This is a genomic window from Gloeobacter kilaueensis JS1 (genome assembly GCF_000484535.1).
GTDB lineage: Bacteria > Cyanobacteriota > Cyanobacteriia > Gloeobacterales > Gloeobacteraceae > Gloeobacter > Gloeobacter kilaueensis.
In genome coordinates this window covers 3,301,388-3,319,304 of the sequence record NC_022600.1, presented here as the reverse complement: position 1 = coordinate 3,319,304, position 17,917 = coordinate 3,301,388, and the positions used below count along the sequence as shown (strand labels likewise).

Sequence of the window (17,917 nt, the reverse complement as noted above, 5' to 3'; positions counted from 1 at the left end):
CTGCCTAAAAGCGAAGGGCGATTTTTGGGCTCCGCTCCACCCTCACCGGGAGAACTGATAGCATCGAAAGGCTCCATCGTCCGGCTCGTTCCATGCGCGTTTCGATCAACTGGCTGCGAGAATATGTAGACTTTGACCTTACTGCGGTCGAACTGGCCGAGAAGCTGACTATGGCCGGTTTTGAAGTCGAGGACATCGAAGATCGGCGCACCTGGGCAGACGGTGTGGTCGTCGGGCGGGTGCTCGAATGCGTTCCCCATCCCCAGGCGGACCGGTTGCGGGTCTGCCAGGTCGATACGGGCAGTGGCCGCCTGCTCAATATCGTCTGCGGTGCCCCGAACGCCCGCGCCGATATCTATGTGCCCGTGGCGACGGTGGGCACCTATCTGCCCATCAAAGATCTCAAACTGCGCAGCACGACGATCCGGGGGGTGCCCAGCGAGGGAATGCTCTGCTCGCTGGCAGAATTGGGACTCGAAAAAGAGTCCGACGGTATCTATATCTTTTCTCAAAGCGATCTGCCCCTTGGAGCGGACGTGCGGCCTCTGCTCAAGCTCGACGATGTCATCCTCGACATCGCCTCGACGGCCAACCGGGCCGACGCGCTGAGCATCATCGGTATCGCCCGCGAGGTGGCAGCCCTCACCGGCGGCCTGCTGCGCCTGCCGATTGCCCATCCCCCGGCGGTGGGCGAGGGTGCGCTCGCAGTCCGGGTCGAAGCGCCCGATGCCTGCCCTATCTACACCGCCACTTTGCTTGAGGGTCTCCGGGTCGGACCTGCGCCCGCCTGGCTGGTGGAGCGCCTCGAAAAAGCCGGGATGCGCTCGATCAACAACCTCGTCGATATCACCAACTACGTGTTACTTGAGTGGGGGCAGCCGCTGCACGCCTTCGACGCCGACAAACTGGCCGCCCGGCCCCTCGGGGTGCGCTTTGCCCGCAAGGGAGAGCACCTGCGCACCCTCGACGGCACCGACCGCAGCCTGGAGCCGGTCAACTTGCTCATCACCGCCGCCGATGGGCCTGTGGCTGTAGCCGGGGTGATGGGCGGCGAGGCGACGGAGGTCAGCCCCGAGACCACCAGCGTCGTCCTCGAAGCCGCCGTCTTCGATCCGGTCGTTACCCGCCGCTCCGCTCGTGCCCTCGGCCTGCGCAGCGAAGCTTCGGCCCGCTACGAGCGGGGGGTCGATAGTTTTGCCCTCGAACACGCCCTGGGCCGGGCTTTGCAGCTGTTGATCGACTTTGCTGGGGCGCGAGTGAGTGCCCAGGCAATTGTCGATGGGCGCGAGCGCCAGGGCCGCACCCTTGTCCTCAGGCCCGAACGCCTTGCCCGATTGCTGGGCGAGGAGATCCCAGCAGCCCAGATCGCCCAGGTGCTTAAAGACCTCGGCTTCGATGTCCAGGCCAATCCCGAGCACCTGCGGGTGAGCGTTCCGAGCCACCGGCTGCGGGATATCGAGCGCGAGGTCGATCTCATCGAAGAAGTGGCCCGCATCGTTGGCTATGAGCGCTTTGCGCCGACGCTGCCGCCGCCTGCCGACGGCGGTTATCTGCCCTTCGAAGACCAGCTCGAACGCCAGATCCGGGCCATCTGTCAGGGGGCGGGTCTGACCGAGGTGGTTACCTACTCCCTCGCCCCCGACCGCGATCAAAATCCGGTCGCCCTCAGCAATCCTTTGAGCGCCGAACTCAATAGCCTGCGCACCAACTTGATCGATGGGCTGATCGAGACCCTGCGCTTTAACCGCTCCCAGGGCACCGCCCAGCTGCACGCCTTCGAGATTGGCATTGTCTTTTTGAAGACCGACGAGGGCATCTTCGAGTCGCAGCGGCTGGCGGCGGTCCTCTGCGGTGCGCCAACCGTCGGCGACTGGCAAAAAAAAGCACCAGACTTCGACTGGTTCGCCGCCAAGGGTGTGCTCGCATCGCTCTTCTCGCCCTGGCAGATCGATGTCGAGTACCAGGCCGATCGCCAGGACGATAGGCTGCATCCTGGCCGCACCGCCTCGCTGTGGATCGACGGCGAGCGGCTGGGTGTGATCGGTCAGCTTCATCCCCGGCTGGCGGCCCGCCTCGATCTGCCGGAACAAACGTTTTTCTTTGAGATCGACCTCGATTTTTTGATCGCCGTCGTGCGCGAGCGCCCCGCCGAATTTCGGCCCTACTCGCCCTACCCCGCCTCCGATCGCGACCTGTCGTTTTACGCCCGCGAGGGGACCACTGTCTTCGAGTTCGAGCGGGTGATTCGCGACAACGGCGAACCACTGCTTGAATCGGTGGCGCTTATCGACGAATACCGGGGCAGCAGCGTGCCGGAAGGCAGCCGTTCCCTCGCCTTCCGGATGGTCTACCGCAGCGATCACACCCTCACCGAAGAAGAAGTGAACAGCGTTCACCAGCGCATCCGTCAGGCGCTCATCGACCGCTTCGACATCGAAGCGCGCAGTTAAAAAAGCAAAAGGTTCGAGGCATACGCCTGCCTCGAACCGCCTGAAAATGGTGTTCCTGGTCGGGCGTGAACTACGCCTTGGCCGTCAGCTGGCGGCGGATGTCCCGCAGGGCGTCGGCCCAACGCGGATCGGGCTGATTGGCCTCGTCGGAGGAAGTGGTCGTGACCGCAGGCCGCTCGCGGTTGCTGTCGCGGCGACGGCTGTCGTTCTGGCGCTGCTTGTCGTTTTTGCGGATGGGCGAACGGCCAGTGCTGATGAGCGGGGTAGCCGTCGAACGCGCCGGAGCAGGCTGGGGCTGTTCGGGAGCACTACCCGGTTCGCTTGTGGAGACAGCAGCGGCTTCTGACTCGGCAGGCGCACTGCCGCCTTCTTCGGAGCGCTCGCCCTTGGTCTTGGGCTGGGCCTTTTCGACGCGCAGGGTGGCGTCTTTGAAGGTGGCACCGTTGAACTGTTCGATAAAGCTATCGGCCACCTCCGGGCTGGGCACGGTCAGAAAACCGAAGCCCCGGCACTTGTTGGTCTTGCGATCGGTGATCACCTTGAGGGAGACGACATTGCCCACCGGTGCAAAGAAGCTCTCCAGCTCCTGACGGGTAACCTCCTCGGGCAGGTTACCAATGTAAAGACGAACGGACATACAAAACTCCTAATGCGAGTAACCAGGAACACAAGACGACAGCGAGACAGGGAGCGGCAGGAAATCTTCCGCCCCTACGGTTCTAGCCCTTTTGTCGCCAAAAAGGCGATCTAATCGGTGTGAAGACGAGATTTGCTGCCCGGCACAAACTCTGGCAGGCACAGCAGAGAGGCACGACCGCAACCGTCCGACAGGGGGCAAGGATGACATGGGTAGGGATAAAGCCTGAATCCGAGCGAGTCTGAGTTACGGTGGGTGCTGTGGACCTGCTGGGTCCAGCCTGACGCGGTGGTGCGAACCCCGCTCGGCCTGATCCAGACTAGCGCAAACTCCTGTAAATGGGCAGCCCCTCTCAAAATTTTGCACAGGCACTGCAGCCCCTTTGCGAGCGCATCCCCTTCGATCTGGCTCTGTGGCCGGGACCGATTGCTCTGGTGGGTGGCAGCGTGCGCGACGCTCTACTGGGCCGGGAGCGCGCACCGATCGACCTCGATTTTGTCACCCCCGGTCCAGTGATCGATCGTGCCCGCGCTCTGTCCCGGCACCTCAAGGCGGGTTTTGCCCTGCTCGATGCCGAAAACGAGATCGTCCGCCTGGTGCTCGCCGGTGGCCTCACCCTCGACTTTGCCCGCCAGCAGGGAGAAGATCTCAGGGCGGATCTGGCGCGCCGCGACTACACGATGAACGCCTTAGCCTGGGATCTGCGCACCGGGGAACTGGTCGATCCGTGCGGTGGTCTGGCCGATCTTGAGGCTGGGCGGTTGCGGGCCATCAGCGAGGCCAACTTGACCCACGATCCGCTCAGGCTCCTGCGCGCCCACCGGCTTCAGGCCCAGCTGGGATTGACGATCGATTCTCAGACCCAGGGCTGGCTCACCGTTCACGCCCCTCTGCTTGCCCACGTCTCCGCAGAGCGGGTGCGCGAGGAGCTGTGCGCAATGCTCGCAAGCCCCCCGGGGGCTGACGCCCTCGAAGCGGCCTACGGCGATGGGCTTTTTGCTTTCTGGTTGCCGGAACTGGCGGCGATGGAGCCTATCGGTCCGAGCGACTATCACCACCTTCCGCTCGTCGCCCACACCTTCGAGGTGGTCCGTCAGGTGGACGGTGCGATCGCTGATTTTGGCCAATTTCTGACAAGCGATCTGCAGCGGCAGGTAAGCGGCGGCCACAGCGTCGCCACCCTCGTCAAACTCGCCGCCCTGCTGCACGACATCGCCAAACCCGCCACCCAGCAGCGCGACGCCCTGACGGGCTCCCTCAGCTTCCCCGCTCACGAGACCCTCGGAGCCCAGATGAGCCGCACGGTCCTGCAGCGGCTCAAGTGTAGCCGCGAGGAGGAGCGCTGGGTCACAGCCCTCGTGCAGCACCACCTGCGCCCCGGCCACCTCGCCTCCCACCTGCCCCCCAGCCGCCGGGCGATCTACCGCCTCTGCCGCGATCTGGGGGAGATGCTGCCGGCCCTGCTCGTGCTCGCCCTCGCCGATCGCCGCTCCACCCGTGGTCCGCTGGTGAGGGCTGCTGACTTCGAGCGGGCCGAAGCACTCACCCACCTGCTGCTGGAGCACTACTACACCCCAGCCGACCCGCTCGCCCATCCGCCGGTGCTGCTCGACGGACGCGACCTGATGCGCGCCCTTGCCCTGCCACCGGGGCCAATCGTGGGCAGGCTACTGGCCGCCATTCAAGAAGCCCAGGCAACCGGTGAAGTCGCCGATCGCGAGCAGGCACTGGCGCTCGCCCAAAAACTGGCGCTGGCCGAACGCCCTCAGTAGGCAGTGCGGCGGCGCGAGGTGAGCAGCCAGGCGGCGAGCACCCCGCCGATAAATCCAAACAGATGGGCTTGCCAGGAGATCATCGTGATGCCCGTCTGCACCGGCAGCATTCCCCAGAGCGCACCGCCGAAGAAAAACCCGACCACCAGGGCAATCGCGATCGACTGCCAGCTGCGATCGAAGTAGCCCCGCAACAGCAAAAAGCCCAGGTAGCTGAAGATCACCCCACTCGCCCCGACCGTCACCGAGTTGGGATCGCCGAACAGCCAGACCCCCAGGCCGCTGACGATGATCCCGATGAGCGAGACCAAAAAGAAATCCCGGACACTGCGCACCATGATGAGCCAGCCCAGCACGACAAAGGGCACCGTGTTGGCGATGAGATGGGCAAAGCCAACGTGCAAGAAGGGCGCAAAAAAGATATTGAGCAAATCGTGGACATCGCGGGGGTGAATGCCCCAGTTGTCGAGCGAGAGGCTGCGCGGCAGGAATTGATCGAAGATCTCGAGTGCCCAGAAGCTGGCCACCGTTCCCCCGAGAATCGTGGCCTGGCTTTTGACGGTGCGAGCGAGTGACGGCTGACCTTTGCTGTTGCTGAGCATAGTATTTCTCGCGCAGTGATTGAAGAGTAGGTTGATCCTATCTTAGGGATGACCGGGTGCGCACCCGCGTCGAGCCGAGTTGCCGCCTGATATCCTTGGCATATCTATCTGCCAAAGCCCCATTCGTAGAAGCGCACGATGGTCACGACTTTATCGACGGACCCTACCCAGCGCATCGCGCTGCAGCCCATCTCCTGGGAAACGTTCGAGCATCTGCTCGCTGAGTTGGGCGATCGCAGCTCGACCCGTCTTGCTTACTATCGGGGGGTGCTCGAAGTTATGAATCCGTCATCTAAGCACGAGCAGGTGAACCGACTGCTTGAAAGATTTGTGATCACCCTCAGCGAAGAACTGGGGCTGGAGATCTACGCCCTCGGCTCGACCACCTGGAAGTTGGAGCCACTGGCCGGTGTCGAACCGGATTCGTGTTTTTATATCCAGAACGAAGCAGTGATCCGCGCCATCGTCCAGCAAAATAGAGAAGTCGATCTCAATCAAGATCCGCCCCCAGATTTGATTGTCGAGGTCGATATCGCCAGTAGCTCCGCGCCAAAGTTCCCGCTTTACGCGGCGCTGCAGGTACCGGAAATCTGGCTCTACCGCAGTGGGAGGCTGGAGATACATCAGTTCGATGGCACCAGCTACCAGCCGTCTCTTCAAAGCCGTGCCTTTGCCGGACTACCGATAGCGCAGTTGCCAGTATTTTTGCAGATGGCCGACGAGCGCGGCCACAACGCGACTATTCAGCAACTGCGCACCTGGATTCACCGACAACTTTCTTACTGATAATTGCCCCCGATTCAAGTTCGTTCCCGCGAGACTTTCACTACCATCCCCTCGAAGAGCACGGATTGCGAGAGCCACACTGGACTTGAGCAACCTGCGGACCGCCGGGGATAGAGAGGCAATTGTTTATCCGCGCGCTCTCATTACATAGGCCGGAGGATGAGCGATGTCACTGTCACTGCGGCAAAGCCTGCTCGATCCTGTAAGGCTCCTACCATAAGCCGAAACCAGGCGGAGCAGTTGATCGATCGCGCCCTGGATGCGCCGAGTCTGTTTTAGCCCTTTAGCTAACTGTCATCCGCCCACGAGTTTTGTCTTGTAGCCCAGTTCCTGTAGAATCATTGCCACTTTGTCGCGGTGCTCGCCCTGGATTTCGATCTCGTCGTCTTTTACGGTTCCACCGGCCCCGCAGCGGTTTTTGAGCAATCTGGCCAGTTCTGAGAGATTTACTTCCGAAAGTTGCAGGCCGCTCACTACGGTCACGACTTTGCCCCGGCGACGTTTGCGGTCGTGGGCGAGCCGGGCGGTCTGTTTACGAGGAGGAATTTCAGCTACTGGGCAGGAGCACTCGGATTGGGGCGCGCCACAACCCTCGCAGCGGGGTTCGGGCCGGGGATGGGTCGAATAGACGATGCGATCGGGGCTCATGGCTGTTGGGGCGTATCGGTTGGCGCTGGAGAAGCGGGCAGGGCGTGCTCGTGGTCCAGTTCGGGAGAAGGCAGGGGATTGTCCGGTGGCGGGGCAGAACCTTGATTGTCGCCGTTCTGTCCATTTTGAGGCGCGGCGGCAGGAGAAGAGGGTTCCTGAGCGGCGGTTCCGGCGGCGTTGGAGCAGACCAGTTGCCCCTGCTCGTCGCGCTCGCAGTCGGTATCGTCCGATCTGGGCTGCTCGTCGGGTTGGTTGCTGTCCGGTTCAGCTGCCGGTTCCTCCTCGCCCTGGGGCGGTGAGGCCGGCAGTGGTTCGTTGTCGCCGATATCAGGAAAGTCTACTTCCGGATAGGAGGCGAGAGCCTGACCCATGTAGCGGCCCCAGAGGGCGGCGGCGAGGCCACTGCTGCCGCGCGTGGGCTGGTTGTCGTCGTTGCCCAGCCAGACGCCCGTCACCAGTTGGGGAGTGTAGCCCACAAAGAGCAGGTCGCGGTAATTTTCGGTCGTGCCCGTCTTGCCCGCCGCTGGTCTGCCGATATCCGCCCGCCGTCCGGTGCCGTTTTCGATCACCTGCTGGAGCATCCGGGTCATCGTCGAGGTGACTTCGGGGGAGAGGGCAGGGCGCGACTGGCGGGCGGCGCTATAAAGCAGCCGTCCGTCTTTATCGACGATGCGGCGGACGGCCACCGGCTCGCTGTAGCGGCCCCCACTTGCCAGGGTGCCGTAGGCGCTGGTGAGTTCGAGCAGGCTGACGTCGGAAGCGCCCAAGGCCATCGCCGCCCCGGACTGCAACTTGCTGTGGATGCCCATGCGCCGGGCCACATCGACGACCTTTGCCTCGCCCACTTTGTTAAAGAGCTGCACGGCGATCGTGTTGCGCGACTCTTTGAGGGCGTCCACCAGGGTCATCGGTCCGTAGTAGCGGCGGTCGTAGTTCTTGACGGTGTAACGGCCAAAGCGCAGGGGCCGATCGACGTAGACATCCTCGGGGCGGATGCCGTTTTCGATGGCGGCGGTGTAGACAAAGACCTTAAAAGTCGAACCGGGCTGGCGCAGAGCCTGTACTGCCCGGTTGAACTGGCTTTTTTGAAAGTCGCCGCCTCCTACCATTGCCCGAATCTCGCCGGAAGCAGGATCGAGGGTGACGAGCGCTCCCTGGCTCACGCGCCTTGCGCGGTAGCTTGCAAGGGCGGTTGTGAGCGTGCGTTGGGCTGCCGCCTGCATCTTTGGATCGAGGGTAGTCTCGACGGTGAGCCCGCCGGGTACGGTCTGGGTATCGAGCAAGTCCGGCAACAGCGACTGGATGTAGGCGCTGAAGTAGCCTGCCTGCAACAGTTGCGGTCTCTCGCTTGGGCGGATGACAACCGGGCGCTTGCGGGCCTGCTCGTAGCCGGGGCGGGGCAGATAGCCCACCTCGACCATGTTCTTGAGCACCGCGTCGCGCCGCTTGCGGGCGAGGGATTTATTGATGAGCGGCGAATAGCGGCTTGGAGCCTGGGGTAGACCGGCGAGCAGCGCCGATTCTGTCAGGCTCAGGCGCTCGATCGGTTTGCTGAAGTAGGTGCGCGCCGCATCCGCGACGCCGTAGGCACCGGACCCGAAGTAGATCTGGTTGAGATAGAGGGTGAGGATTTCTTCTTTAGACAGTTCCTGCTCGATGCGAGCGGCGATCACGATCTCTTTGAGCTTGCGCCAGAGCGTGCGCTGCTGGTTCAAAAACAAGTTGCGCGCCAACTGCTGGGTAATCGTCGAGCCGCCCTCGCGCAGCGAGCGGGCCTGCACATCGCGGACGATGGCGCGTCCGATACCGCGCCAGTCGATGCCCTGGTGATCGTAGAAGCGCCGGTCCTCGGTGGCGACGATTGCCTTGATCAAGCTGTCGGGAATCTGTTTATAAGTCACCTGCTTGGCCGGTCCCTGGGCGCTGTTGTATAGTAGCGAGCCGTCCATCGCCTTGATGAGCAGTTGATTTTCGGGGGTGTAGTGGCGCACGGCGTCGGCGGAGGGCAGATCCCAAAAAAGGGCGACCACAAGGCCCAGCAAAGAGGCGAGCAGGGTGAGCAAAAAGCCAAGCAAGATCTGCCGACGATGGCTGCGCAAGAAGGCACCTGCAGAAGCGGCACTGCGCACCCCCGCCAAAGAAGAATCCGGAAAAGCCATCCTCGCACCCAAGCTCCGGTAGGGAACAGATTCTTCCACTGTAGGCGGAGATGATCGAAGCTTAAGGGTACCTGCTGCGCCGCACGGTAAGACTCGCACGCGCGAGCAGCCGCAGCACCTCAGCCGGAATTTTCGTTTTTCCAGACTTCGGAGCGGGCCAGACGGCGGTCGATCTGTTGGCTGAGGGAGCGAATCTGTGCCGAGAGCGCCCGCAGATGAATTGTCAGATCGTCGAACTCACTCTGTAAAAGAGAACGGCGCTGGCAGGCCATCGGATCGGTACCGGTAACCCAACGCAGGTTGCGATCGATGACAAGGCGCTGCTGATGAATTTCTCTGGCTTCGCGGTAGAGGAGCTCACGCTTCGTCTGTAGGGCCTCTAATTCCATCGAATATCATCTCTTTGTTCGGCACAGGCCAGTATATCCGCCCACCTCCAACTGGCTTTAGAAGTGCAAGAACTTGTCACAAACGGGCGCAATCTGGCCTATAATCGTAGGCTGCCGAAGCTATTGCCAGGAAGACAAAACCGTGCCCAATATCAAATCTGCGATCAAGCGCGTCGATGTGGCCGAGCGCAATCGCCAGCGCAACGTCACCTACAAATCGACGATCCGCACCCTCAGCAAAAAGTTTTTGACCCGCCTGGGCGAGTACACACAGTCGCCCTCCGACGAGGTGTTGGCCGAGGTCCAGGACTACCTGAGCCAGGCGTTCAGCCGCATCGACAAGGCGGTAAAAGTCGGGGTGATTCACCTCAACAACGGTGCGCGCAAAAAAGCCCGCCTCAGCGCCGCTCTGCGCGCCGCCCTGGATAAGGTTCAAGCCAAGGCAGGTTAGCGGTGGCGAGCGAGCCAGGCCACCGGGCGATCGAGATCGAGTCGATCCTGCAGGAGGAGCGACGCTTCAAGCCACCGGCGGGTTTTGGCGAGCGTGCCTGGATCGGCGATTTTGCTGCCTACCAGCAGCTCTATGCTCGCTCGGTAGCCGATCCCGAGGCGTTCTGGGCCGATCTGGCCCAAAAAGAATTGCACTGGTTTGCTCCCTGGCAGCAGGTACTCGACTGGCAGGAGCCCTTTGCCCGCTGGTTCGTAGGCGGCAAGATCAACTTGTCCTACAACTGCCTCGATCGGCACCTTCCAGAGCGCGGCGACAAGACGGCGATTCTCTGGGAAGGCGAGCCGGGGGAGGTGCGCGCCCTCAGTTATGCCCAGTTGCACGCCGAGGTCTGTCGCTTTGCCAACGCCCTCAAGTCCCTCGGGGTGGGCAGGGGCGATGTCGTCGCCATCTACATGCCCCTGGTGCCCGAGGCGGCGATCGCCATGCTCGCCTGTGCCCGCATCGGCGCGCCCCATACGGTTATCTTTGGCGGCTTTTCGGGCGAGGCGGTGCGCGACCGGCTCAACGACGCCAGAGCAAAAGTTGTCGTTACCGCCGACGGCGGTTTTCGTAAAGGGGCGATCGTCGCCCTCAAGCCGCGCGTCGATGAAGCGGTGGCCCAGGCGACGAGCGTTCAGCACATCGTCTGTCTTAGGCGCACGGGACAGGAGGTGGCGATGCAGCCGGGGCGCGACCTCTGGTGGAACGAACTGGTCGCCAGGCACAGTAGCGATTGCCCAGCCGAAGCCCTCGATTCTGAAGATGTGCTCTTTATTCTCTACACCAGCGGTACCACCGGCAAGCCGAAGGGCGTGGTGCATACGACCGCCGGTTACAACCTCTACAGCCACATCACGAGCAAGTGGATCTTCGATCTGCGCGACGAGGACGTCTACTGGTGTACCGCCGATGTAGGCTGGATCACCGGCCACTCCTACGTCGTCTATGGCCCGCTTTCCAATGGGGCGACGACCTTTTTGTACGAGGGCGCTCCCAACCAGCCCGATCCCGGACGCTTCTGGCAGATGATCGAAAAGCACCGGATCACGATCTTCTACACGGCCCCAACTGCGATCCGCACCTTTATCAAGTGGGGCGACGAGTGGCCCAAGCGGCACGATCTGGGTTCCCTGCGCCTGCTTGCCACCGTAGGGGAACCCATCAATCCCGAAGCCTGGATCTGGTACCACCGGGTAATCGGTGGCGAGCGCTGCCCGATCTGCGATACGTGGTGGCAGACCGAGACCGGCGGGATCATGATTACCCCCCTGCCGGGAGCGACCACCACCAAACCCGGCTCGGCCACCCTGCCCTTTCCGGGCATCGTCGCCGATGTGGTGGACCGCGAGGGCAACAGCTGCGAGGCTAACGAGGGCGGCTATCTGGTGATCCGCAAGCCCTGGCCCTCGATGCTGCGCACGGTCTACGGCGATCCGGAGCGCTACCGCCAGAACTACTGGGGCCAGGTGCCCCACGTCTACTTCGCCGGTGACGGGGCCCGCCGCGACGCGGACGGTTACTTCTGGGTGATGGGCCGCGTGGACGATGTGATCAGTGTGAGCGGCCATCGCCTGGGCACGATGGAGATCGAATCGGCCCTCGTCTCACACCCGGCGGTAGCCGAGGCGGCGGTAGTGGGCAGGCCCGACGACATCAAAGGCGAGGCGATCGTCGCCTTCGTCACCGTCGAAGCGGGCGTAGAGCAGACCGCACCGTTACTCGATGAACTGCGCGCCCACGTCGTCAAAGAAATCGGAGCCCTCGCCCGGCCCGAGGAGATTCGCTACGCCGAGGCGCTGCCTAAGACCCGCTCCGGCAAGATCATGCGTCGATTGCTGCGATCTCTGGCCGCCGGGGTAGAACTCACCGGCGACACTTCTACCCTCGAAGATCGATCCGTGCTCGAAAAACTGCGCGACGGCTGAAGGGCGTTCTTTTACAATGGGCGGCAGATGGCTGGGAGGCGGTGCGATGACTTCGATCGAGGCATTCTTTGATGCCTGTCTGGGCAAGTGGTCGATCGAGCGGACCTATCACTACCTGAGTGACCCGGAAGGCCGGGTGGAGCGCTCCCACACCAACTACGACATCCAGGAGCTGACGGCGGATCGCAGACAAAAGGTACTGGCGGACAATAACCGCCCCAGCGAGGTGACAGGACCGCTCTACGGCTTTTTTCTGGCCTTCGATACCCTCTCCGACCGGGGGGAGGCGGTGGCGATGGATCTGAATATTCTCTTCGTACCTACCCATACCAGTGAGGACGGCATCATCGAGGGCGATTATCTACGCGATCGCGCCTACGAAGAATCCCGCCCGATGATTTCTCACTTTCGCTACGACCCCGAGCGGGCCGAACTGCGGATGATCACCCGCTACACGCGGGTGGTCTCGGTCGATTCGATTACCCTGGTCAACCCCGAACTGCGCATCCGTCAGATCCAGAACTTTCGGCGCAACGTTCTTGAGAATCTGCCCCTACAGGATCTGGAACTGGTTGGCTTCGGTGTCGAGAAAAAAGTAACTTGAGTCTTGCTTAAATTGGACCTGCTGCTGTGACTCATGTCCAACGACAATCTCAGGCGGCAAAGGGCTTGTGGTGCAAGATCAGCAACTGTTCGAGCTGTAGCGCAAGTGAGGCATAGGTCCGGCCCTCGTCGTCGCTAAATTCCACCTCGTACACGCCAGGAGCCAGTTCTTCGACAAGTGTTCCTACCTGCCCCCGGTACAGCTTGCGTTCCGGCAGATCTTCCAGTAAAGCAACAGTATCAAGTAGCTTCATCGTCCTGCTCCCTCATGACATAGCAGCTAATCAACTTGGGATAGTCTTCTTCATGCAGAATAATCCACGCGCTACGAATCTTTGCTGCCTGTCGCCCCCGTCGCAGCAAAAAGTCCACGGTGTAGCGCTGCCCATACTGATCAACTTCAGCGGGCGCTGACTCACAGCTGCAAACTGCTGCAAGCAATGCATCTCGCAACTCTGCGGCAGCTTCTGCGGTCAGTCCAAGAGCTGCTGCAAAAACCCGCGCTTTATGCCTGCCCCGTGAATGCTGAGGATTTAAGCAATAACCGATGAGCTTGTTCATATCCACAAAGGCTCGCTCAGCATAGGGCACTTTCATGCTTCGGAATCTAAGAGTGGCCAATTGACACTATTATGAGTCGCCCCGCCGTCTTCTCTCCTGTGGTGCAGCTTTGAGGTCCCAACCCGGCCTAGAATCTAAGCAATAGATAGCCGAGGCGGTCGGCCATGCGCAACTTCGAGCATGAACCTGTCGAACAGATGAGCGATCGCGACAAGGACGAACAAAAAGCGGAGGTAGACGAGAACGAGGACGACGAGTCCTACGTCGATTATTTTTATGGCGAGCCGGGCGATCTGCCTGGAACCCTCAGCATCGACGAGGATGCGGCGGTTCCGGAACTGGTGGTGATCGACTACGCGGGCGAGCAGGCCACCTGCAAGAAGGTAGCGACCCCCGAAGAAATTGCCCCTTACCTCGACAGTGCCTCTGTCTCGTGGGTGGACGTGCGCGGCCTAGGGAGCGAAGATATTCTGCGCCGGGTGGGCCAGGTATTCAACCTCCATCCGCTGGTGCTCGAAGATGTGGTCAACGTGCCGCAGCGGCCAAAAGTCGAGGAGTACAAGGACCAGCTTCTCATCATCGCCCGCATGGTCTGTCCCCGCTCCAACGAAGAATCGGGCTTCATCAGCGAACAGGTGAGCTTTATTCTGGGCAAGCATTATCTGCTCACCGTCCAGGAAGAACCCCAGATCGACGTGTTCAACCCCGTGCGCGACCGCATTCGCACCGCCAAGGGGATCATCCGCGACCAGCAGGCCGATTACCTCGCCTACACCCTGCTCGATGCGATCATCGACGGCTTCTTTCCGGTGCTCGAGGATTACGGCGAGCGGATCGAAGAACTTGAAGAGGAAGTAGTCGAAAATCCGACCCGCAGCACGATCGAGCGCATCCACAAGCTCAAGCGCGAACTGTTGAGCCTGCGGCGCGCCATCTGGCCCCAGCGCGACGTGATCAACTCCCTCATCCGCGACGGCAACCCGCTCATCCGCGACGAGGTGCGCGTCTACCTGCGCGACTGCTACGACCACGCGATCCAGATTCTCGATATTGTCGAGACCTACCGGGAAGTGGCTTCGAGCCTGATGGACGTGTACATGTCCTCGGTGAGCAACCGGATGAACGAGGTGATGAAGACGCTGACGGTAATCTCGGTGATCTTTATTCCCCTTACCTTCATTGCCGGGGTCTACGGCATGAACTTCAACGCCGAGAAGTCTCCCTGGAACATGCCGGAATTGAACTGGTACTGGGGCTATCCGATCTGCCTCCTCGTCATGCTCGCCGTCGCCTCTGGCCTGGTTATCTACTTCTGGCGGCGGGGCTGGTTTGAAAACCTCTCGGGCGTCCGGGACGAGAGGCGCTGAGGGACCGACGCGCATCAAGACGGTTCCCGGCCCAGCCTGCCTGCAGCAACCGCCTCCGTCGCTTCCTGGACGGCGGCTGCGATCTCGTCGGCTATAGCCTCCTCCTGCACTGCCCGCGCCAGCATCGTGCCTCCAGCGAGCAGGGCAAGGAGCACCCAGGTGTCGGAGCGCCGCTCACTCGCATCGCCGGATAGACCGGCTTCGATCGTCTCGGCGATGCGCAGAAGCTCGCCTTGATAAGCCGTGCGTACCTGAGAGCCGGAGCGGCCCACTTCGGGTGAAAGGCTCGGCAGGGCGCACCCTTCGCTCAAATCACACTTGCGCTTGCTGCTGAAATAGAACTGCGCAAAAGGGGCAACCCAGCCTTGACCGTGAGCCTGCCGAAACGCTTCGATTCCACTTTTTAGCTGCCCGAGGCCACCGACCACCGCCTCCGAAAAAGCCTCCGTCTTCGAGCGAAAGTGGCCATAGAAAGCGCCCGAAGTGACTCCGGCCTCCTGGGCGAGAGCGTCCACACCCGTACCCTCGTAACCGCGCAACCGGAAGCAGCGGCCCGCCGCCTCCAGAATCCGCAGCCTGGTCTTTTGCTTGTGTCCAGTGGCGTAGCGCACCTTCTATCCCCTCAATTAGATAACGATCGCTAGATTATCCTTGACAGGATAACGACAGTTATCTTACCGTTATATAACGCTCGTGATATTAATGAGTGTCCAAACGGGTCCGCCGCCGGCGAAGATGACCGGCCAGTCCCATACTTACCAGGAGACAGGCGATGAGTCCGAACAAAGTGTTTCTCTACACCGAGCTTCAGGCGTCGAAGCCTTTTAGCGAGGTCAACTGGCAGCTGCTCAACCCCGAGATGAAAAAGGAAAAAGGCTTGCTCAAAAAGACCTGGCTGAGCGGCATCCATTCCAACTCCGTCGGCGGCTTCTACGAATTCGATTCCCTCGAAAACGCCAGAGCGTTTGCCGATGGCTTCTTTGCCCGCGAAGCGCGGCAGCTTGGCGTGAGCTTTACCACCAAGATCTTCGACGGCGAGGTAGTAGAAGAAGCGAGCCGCGACATGCGCTCACCCTACTACGACTAGCGAGTATCTGGCCATCGGCCACATGGATCAAGGCAAGTCCAGCGTCACTCCACCTTGCGCAGCACCGCGAGGCGCGGGTCGATGATCTTCTTGCCCTGGCCGGGAAAGCTGATGGCCAGGTACTGTCTGGCTCCTTCTCCTAAAACGTGGGTTACCTGGCCTGGGCCAAATTGTTCGTGTTCGACCCTGTCACCCACCGCCCAGGACTGGGCCGGTTGCTTGCGGCGGGTAGGAGCAGGAGCGGCGGCGGGCCTGGTAGCAGAAAGTTGGGCCTGGGCGCGGGTGCGCCCACCCGGCGTGAAACCCTTGCGCAGCTTGGATCCAGCCAGCTTGTCGGCGGGCAGTTCTTTGAGAAACTGCGAGGCGATGGCGCTCTGGCGGTCGCCGTAGAGCCTGCGCGCCTGGGCATAGCTTAAAAACAGGTGTTCTTTGGCGCGGGTGATCCCGACGTAACAGAGCCGCCGCTCCTCCTCGATGGCGGCGCTGTCGCCGTCTTGAATCGCCCGAAAATGGGGAAAAAGACCGTCCTCGAGGCCGCACAGAAAGACGACCGGAAATTCGAGCCCCTTGGCGGCGTGCAGGGTCATCAGCGAAATATGATCGGCGCTCTCATCGAGGCTATCGAGGTCCGAGGCGAGCGAAACGTTGGCCAGAAACGCTTCGAGGGTAGCGGCAGCCGGATCGTCGTTTTCTTCTTCGAAGCGCTGGGCCACCGAGCGCAACTCGAGGACGTTTTCGAGGCGATTTTCGGCCTCCTCGCTGCCTTCTTCTTGAAGCATCCGCACGTAGCCGGATTCCTCAAGCACGGTGTCGAGCAACTGCGAGACGCTGCCGGTGGCAGCCAGCTCCTGCATCCGACCGATAAAGCGCACGAACTGCAAGATTGGCCCGCTCGTCCGCCCCGCCAGATTCTGGATGCTGCTTTGATCGGCGAGCAATTCCCAGAGTGAAGTCTGGAGCATTCCGGCACCGGCTTCGAGCTTGTCGAGGGTCGTCTTGCCGATCCCCCGGCGCGGAATCGACATTGCCCGCTTGAGGGCGAGGGAGTCCGCCGGATTGTGAATCGCCTTGAGGTAACTTAAAACGTCCTTGATCTCGCGGCGGTCGTAGAAGCGCAGGCCGCCCACCACCGCGTAGGGCACCCCCCAGCGCGCGAGCGCCTGCTCGATGGGCTGGGACTGGGCATTGACTCGATAGAGTACGGCAAAATCGCGCCAGGAGCGGCTTTCGCTGTTTTTGAGCGCCCGCATCTGGGAGACGATGTACTCGGCCTCGGCCACTTCGTCCTCCGCCTCGTGCAGGGTGACCGGTTTACCGGCAGGCCGGGTGGGGCGCAGAACCTTGTCGATGCGCTCGACGTTGTTGGCGATCAGGTCGTTGGCGATGTCGAGGATCGTCGCCGAGGAGCGGTAGTTTTCTTCGAGCTTGATCAGCGTCTCGGTCTTGTCGTCGGACTGGCCGTCGCCAAAGTCGGACTGAAAATCCATCAAGATCCGAAAGTCGGCCTGGCGAAAACTGTAGATTGCCTGATCGGCGTCGCCCACCACGAACACCGAGCGGTCGCGCCAGTCCCACTCCGATCGGGGACGATTGTTGGTGGCGAGCAGGCGAATCAGCTCGTACTGGGTGCGGTTGGTGTCCTGGTACTCATCGACCAGGATGTGATGAAAGCGCCGATGCCAGTAGTCGAGCACCTCGGGGCGCTGCCGAAAAAGCTGCACCGGCACGCGGATCAGATCGTCGAAGTCGAGGGCGTTGTTGCGCGCCAGTTGCTGCTGGTAACGCTCGTAGACTCCTGCGATCGTCCGGGCGCGGCGGCTGCCCTCCTCGGCTGCGTATTCCTCGGCTGTGAGGCCCCGGTTTTTAGCGGCGCTGATCGCAAAGCGCACCGAGCGCGGCTGATACATTCGATCGTCGAGGTTGAGTTCTTTGGTGACGATCTCCTTGACGATCTCCTGCACGTCCGACTCGTCGAAGATCGTAAAGTTGCGCTGCCAGCTCTGGCCCCCCTCGCCGGTGTACTTGTCGATGTCGTAGCGCAACATCCGGGCGCACAGGGCATGAAAGGTGCCGACCCACAGCGGCTGAATCAGTTCAGCGCGCACCCGAGATCCGATCTCGCGCTGCTCAGCTTCGCTCAGATCGAGGTAAGCGCTGCCGGTGCGGTTGCGGGCCGCCCGCTCGCAAAAAAGCTGCAGGATGCGCTCCTTCATCTCGCCTGCGGCCTTGTTGGTGAAGGTGACCGCCAGAATGTGCTCCGGCTCGACTTGATAGGTTTCGATGAGGTGAGCGATGCGGTAGGTGAGAATGCGCGTCTTGCCACTTCCGGCACCAGCGACGACCAGCAACGGCCCGTTGAAGCGCTCGACCGCCCGCCGCTGCGTAGGGTTCAGTAATGCATCTTTCCCCAGGACCATGCCCGTTCACCTCGCCAATGCTGC

17 protein-coding genes are annotated in these 17,917 nt (G+C 61.6%); 8 read left to right on the top strand and 9 right to left on the bottom strand.

Annotation, left to right across the window (positions count from 1 at the left end):
- The first annotated feature begins 92 nt into the window (after positions 1–92).
- Positions 93–2,450: a phenylalanine--tRNA ligase subunit beta gene (gene pheT, locus GKIL_RS15355; RefSeq protein WP_023174644.1), complete on the top strand. Its 2,358-nt coding sequence runs from the start codon at positions 93–95 to the stop codon at positions 2,448–2,450.
- Positions 2,451–2,520: 70 nt separating this feature from the next.
- Here the strand turns inward: pheT and GKIL_RS15350 are convergent, their stop codons facing one another.
- Positions 2,521–3,087: an RNA-binding protein gene (locus GKIL_RS15350; RefSeq protein ID WP_023174643.1), complete on the bottom strand. Its 567-nt coding sequence runs from the start codon at positions 3,085–3,087 to the stop codon at positions 2,521–2,523.
- 338 nt (positions 3,088–3,425) lie between these two features.
- On the opposite strand from GKIL_RS15350, the gene GKIL_RS15345 reads away from it, so the two are divergent.
- Positions 3,426–4,859 carry a CCA tRNA nucleotidyltransferase gene (locus tag GKIL_RS15345; RefSeq protein ID WP_023174642.1) on the top strand — a complete coding sequence of 478 codons (1,434 nt, stop codon included), beginning with the start codon at positions 3,426–3,428 and terminating at the stop codon, positions 4,857–4,859.
- On the opposite strand, the gene GKIL_RS15340 is transcribed toward GKIL_RS15345, so the two are convergent.
- Positions 4,853–5,461, bottom strand: coding sequence for a rhomboid family intramembrane serine protease (locus tag GKIL_RS15340; RefSeq protein WP_023174641.1), 609 nt, complete (start codon positions 5,459–5,461; stop codon positions 4,853–4,855). The genes GKIL_RS15345 and GKIL_RS15340 overlap by 7 nt on opposite strands.
- 138 nt (positions 5,462–5,599) lie before the next feature.
- Between GKIL_RS15340 and GKIL_RS15335 the strand changes: the two genes are divergently transcribed.
- On the top strand, positions 5,600–6,247 hold the full coding sequence (locus GKIL_RS15335; protein ID WP_023174639.1) for a Uma2 family endonuclease: 648 nt from the start codon (positions 5,600–5,602) through the stop codon (positions 6,245–6,247).
- A gap of 294 nt (positions 6,248–6,541) precedes the next feature.
- Here GKIL_RS15335 and GKIL_RS15330 read toward each other — a convergent pair whose 3' ends face one another.
- From GKIL_RS15330 to GKIL_RS15320, 3 genes are all read right to left on the bottom strand, one after another.
- Positions 6,542–6,895 carry a translation initiation factor gene (locus tag GKIL_RS15330; protein WP_023174638.1) on the bottom strand — a complete coding sequence of 118 codons (354 nt, stop codon included), beginning with the start codon at positions 6,893–6,895 and terminating at the stop codon, positions 6,542–6,544.
- The gene (locus GKIL_RS15325) at positions 6,892–9,054 is read right to left on the bottom strand and encodes a transglycosylase domain-containing protein (RefSeq protein ID WP_023174637.1); all 2,163 of its coding nucleotides are present in this window, start codon (positions 9,052–9,054) and stop codon (positions 6,892–6,894) included. The genes GKIL_RS15330 and GKIL_RS15325 overlap by 4 nt, the downstream gene beginning before the upstream one ends.
- A gap of 119 nt (positions 9,055–9,173) precedes the next feature.
- Positions 9,174–9,443 carry a hypothetical protein gene (locus GKIL_RS15320; RefSeq protein WP_023174636.1) on the bottom strand — a complete coding sequence of 90 codons (270 nt, stop codon included), beginning with the start codon at positions 9,441–9,443 and terminating at the stop codon, positions 9,174–9,176.
- A 142-nt stretch (positions 9,444–9,585) separates the two neighbouring features.
- Between GKIL_RS15320 and rpsT the strand changes: the two genes are divergently transcribed.
- Genes rpsT through GKIL_RS15305 form a run of 3 tightly spaced genes read left to right on the top strand, consistent with a single transcriptional unit; the run spans position 9,586 to position 12,462 of the window.
- Positions 9,586–9,894: a 30S ribosomal protein S20 gene (gene rpsT / locus GKIL_RS15315; protein WP_023174635.1), complete on the top strand. Its 309-nt coding sequence runs from the start codon at positions 9,586–9,588 to the stop codon at positions 9,892–9,894.
- Between the two features lie 2 nt (positions 9,895–9,896).
- Positions 9,897–11,858, top strand: a complete 1,962-nt coding sequence (gene acs, locus GKIL_RS15310; protein ID WP_023174634.1) for an acetate--CoA ligase — start codon at positions 9,897–9,899, stop codon at positions 11,856–11,858.
- Positions 11,859–11,904: 46 nt separating this feature from the next.
- Positions 11,905–12,462: a phycobiliprotein lyase gene (locus tag GKIL_RS15305; protein ID WP_023174633.1), complete on the top strand. Its 558-nt coding sequence runs from the start codon at positions 11,905–11,907 to the stop codon at positions 12,460–12,462.
- A gap of 49 nt (positions 12,463–12,511) precedes the next feature.
- Here the strand turns inward: GKIL_RS15305 and GKIL_RS15300 are convergent, their stop codons facing one another.
- Both GKIL_RS15300 and GKIL_RS23735 read right to left on the bottom strand, forming a co-directional pair.
- Entirely contained in the window at positions 12,512–12,715 is a 204-nt protein-coding gene (locus GKIL_RS15300) for a DUF4926 domain-containing protein (protein ID WP_023174632.1), read from the bottom strand.
- A complete protein-coding gene (locus tag GKIL_RS23735) occupies positions 12,702–13,058 on the bottom strand; it encodes a DUF6883 domain-containing protein (protein ID WP_023174631.1) in 357 nt (118 codons plus the stop codon). Before GKIL_RS23735 ends, GKIL_RS15300 begins: the two co-directional genes overlap by 14 nt.
- Positions 13,059–13,219: 161 nt before the next feature.
- Here GKIL_RS23735 and corA point away from each other — a divergent pair, with 161 nt between their 5' ends.
- Complete coding sequence (gene corA / locus GKIL_RS15295) at positions 13,220–14,389, top strand: magnesium/cobalt transporter CorA (protein WP_041244855.1); 1,170 nt, start codon at positions 13,220–13,222, stop codon at positions 14,387–14,389.
- A 14-nt stretch (positions 14,390–14,403) separates the two neighbouring features.
- Here the strand turns inward: corA and GKIL_RS15290 are convergent, their stop codons facing one another.
- Positions 14,404–15,000: a TetR/AcrR family transcriptional regulator gene (locus tag GKIL_RS15290; RefSeq protein ID WP_023174629.1), complete on the bottom strand. Its 597-nt coding sequence runs from the start codon at positions 14,998–15,000 to the stop codon at positions 14,404–14,406.
- A gap of 161 nt (positions 15,001–15,161) precedes the next feature.
- On the opposite strand from GKIL_RS15290, the gene GKIL_RS15285 reads away from it, so the two are divergent.
- Complete coding sequence (locus GKIL_RS15285; RefSeq protein WP_023174627.1) at positions 15,162–15,476, top strand: YdhR family protein; 315 nt, start codon at positions 15,162–15,164, stop codon at positions 15,474–15,476.
- A 44-nt stretch (positions 15,477–15,520) separates the two neighbouring features.
- On the opposite strand, the gene GKIL_RS15280 is transcribed toward GKIL_RS15285, so the two are convergent.
- On the bottom strand, positions 15,521–17,893 hold the full coding sequence (locus GKIL_RS15280) for a UvrD-helicase domain-containing protein (RefSeq protein WP_023174626.1): 2,373 nt from the start codon (positions 17,891–17,893) through the stop codon (positions 15,521–15,523).
- Between the last annotated feature and the right edge of the window lie 24 nt (positions 17,894–17,917).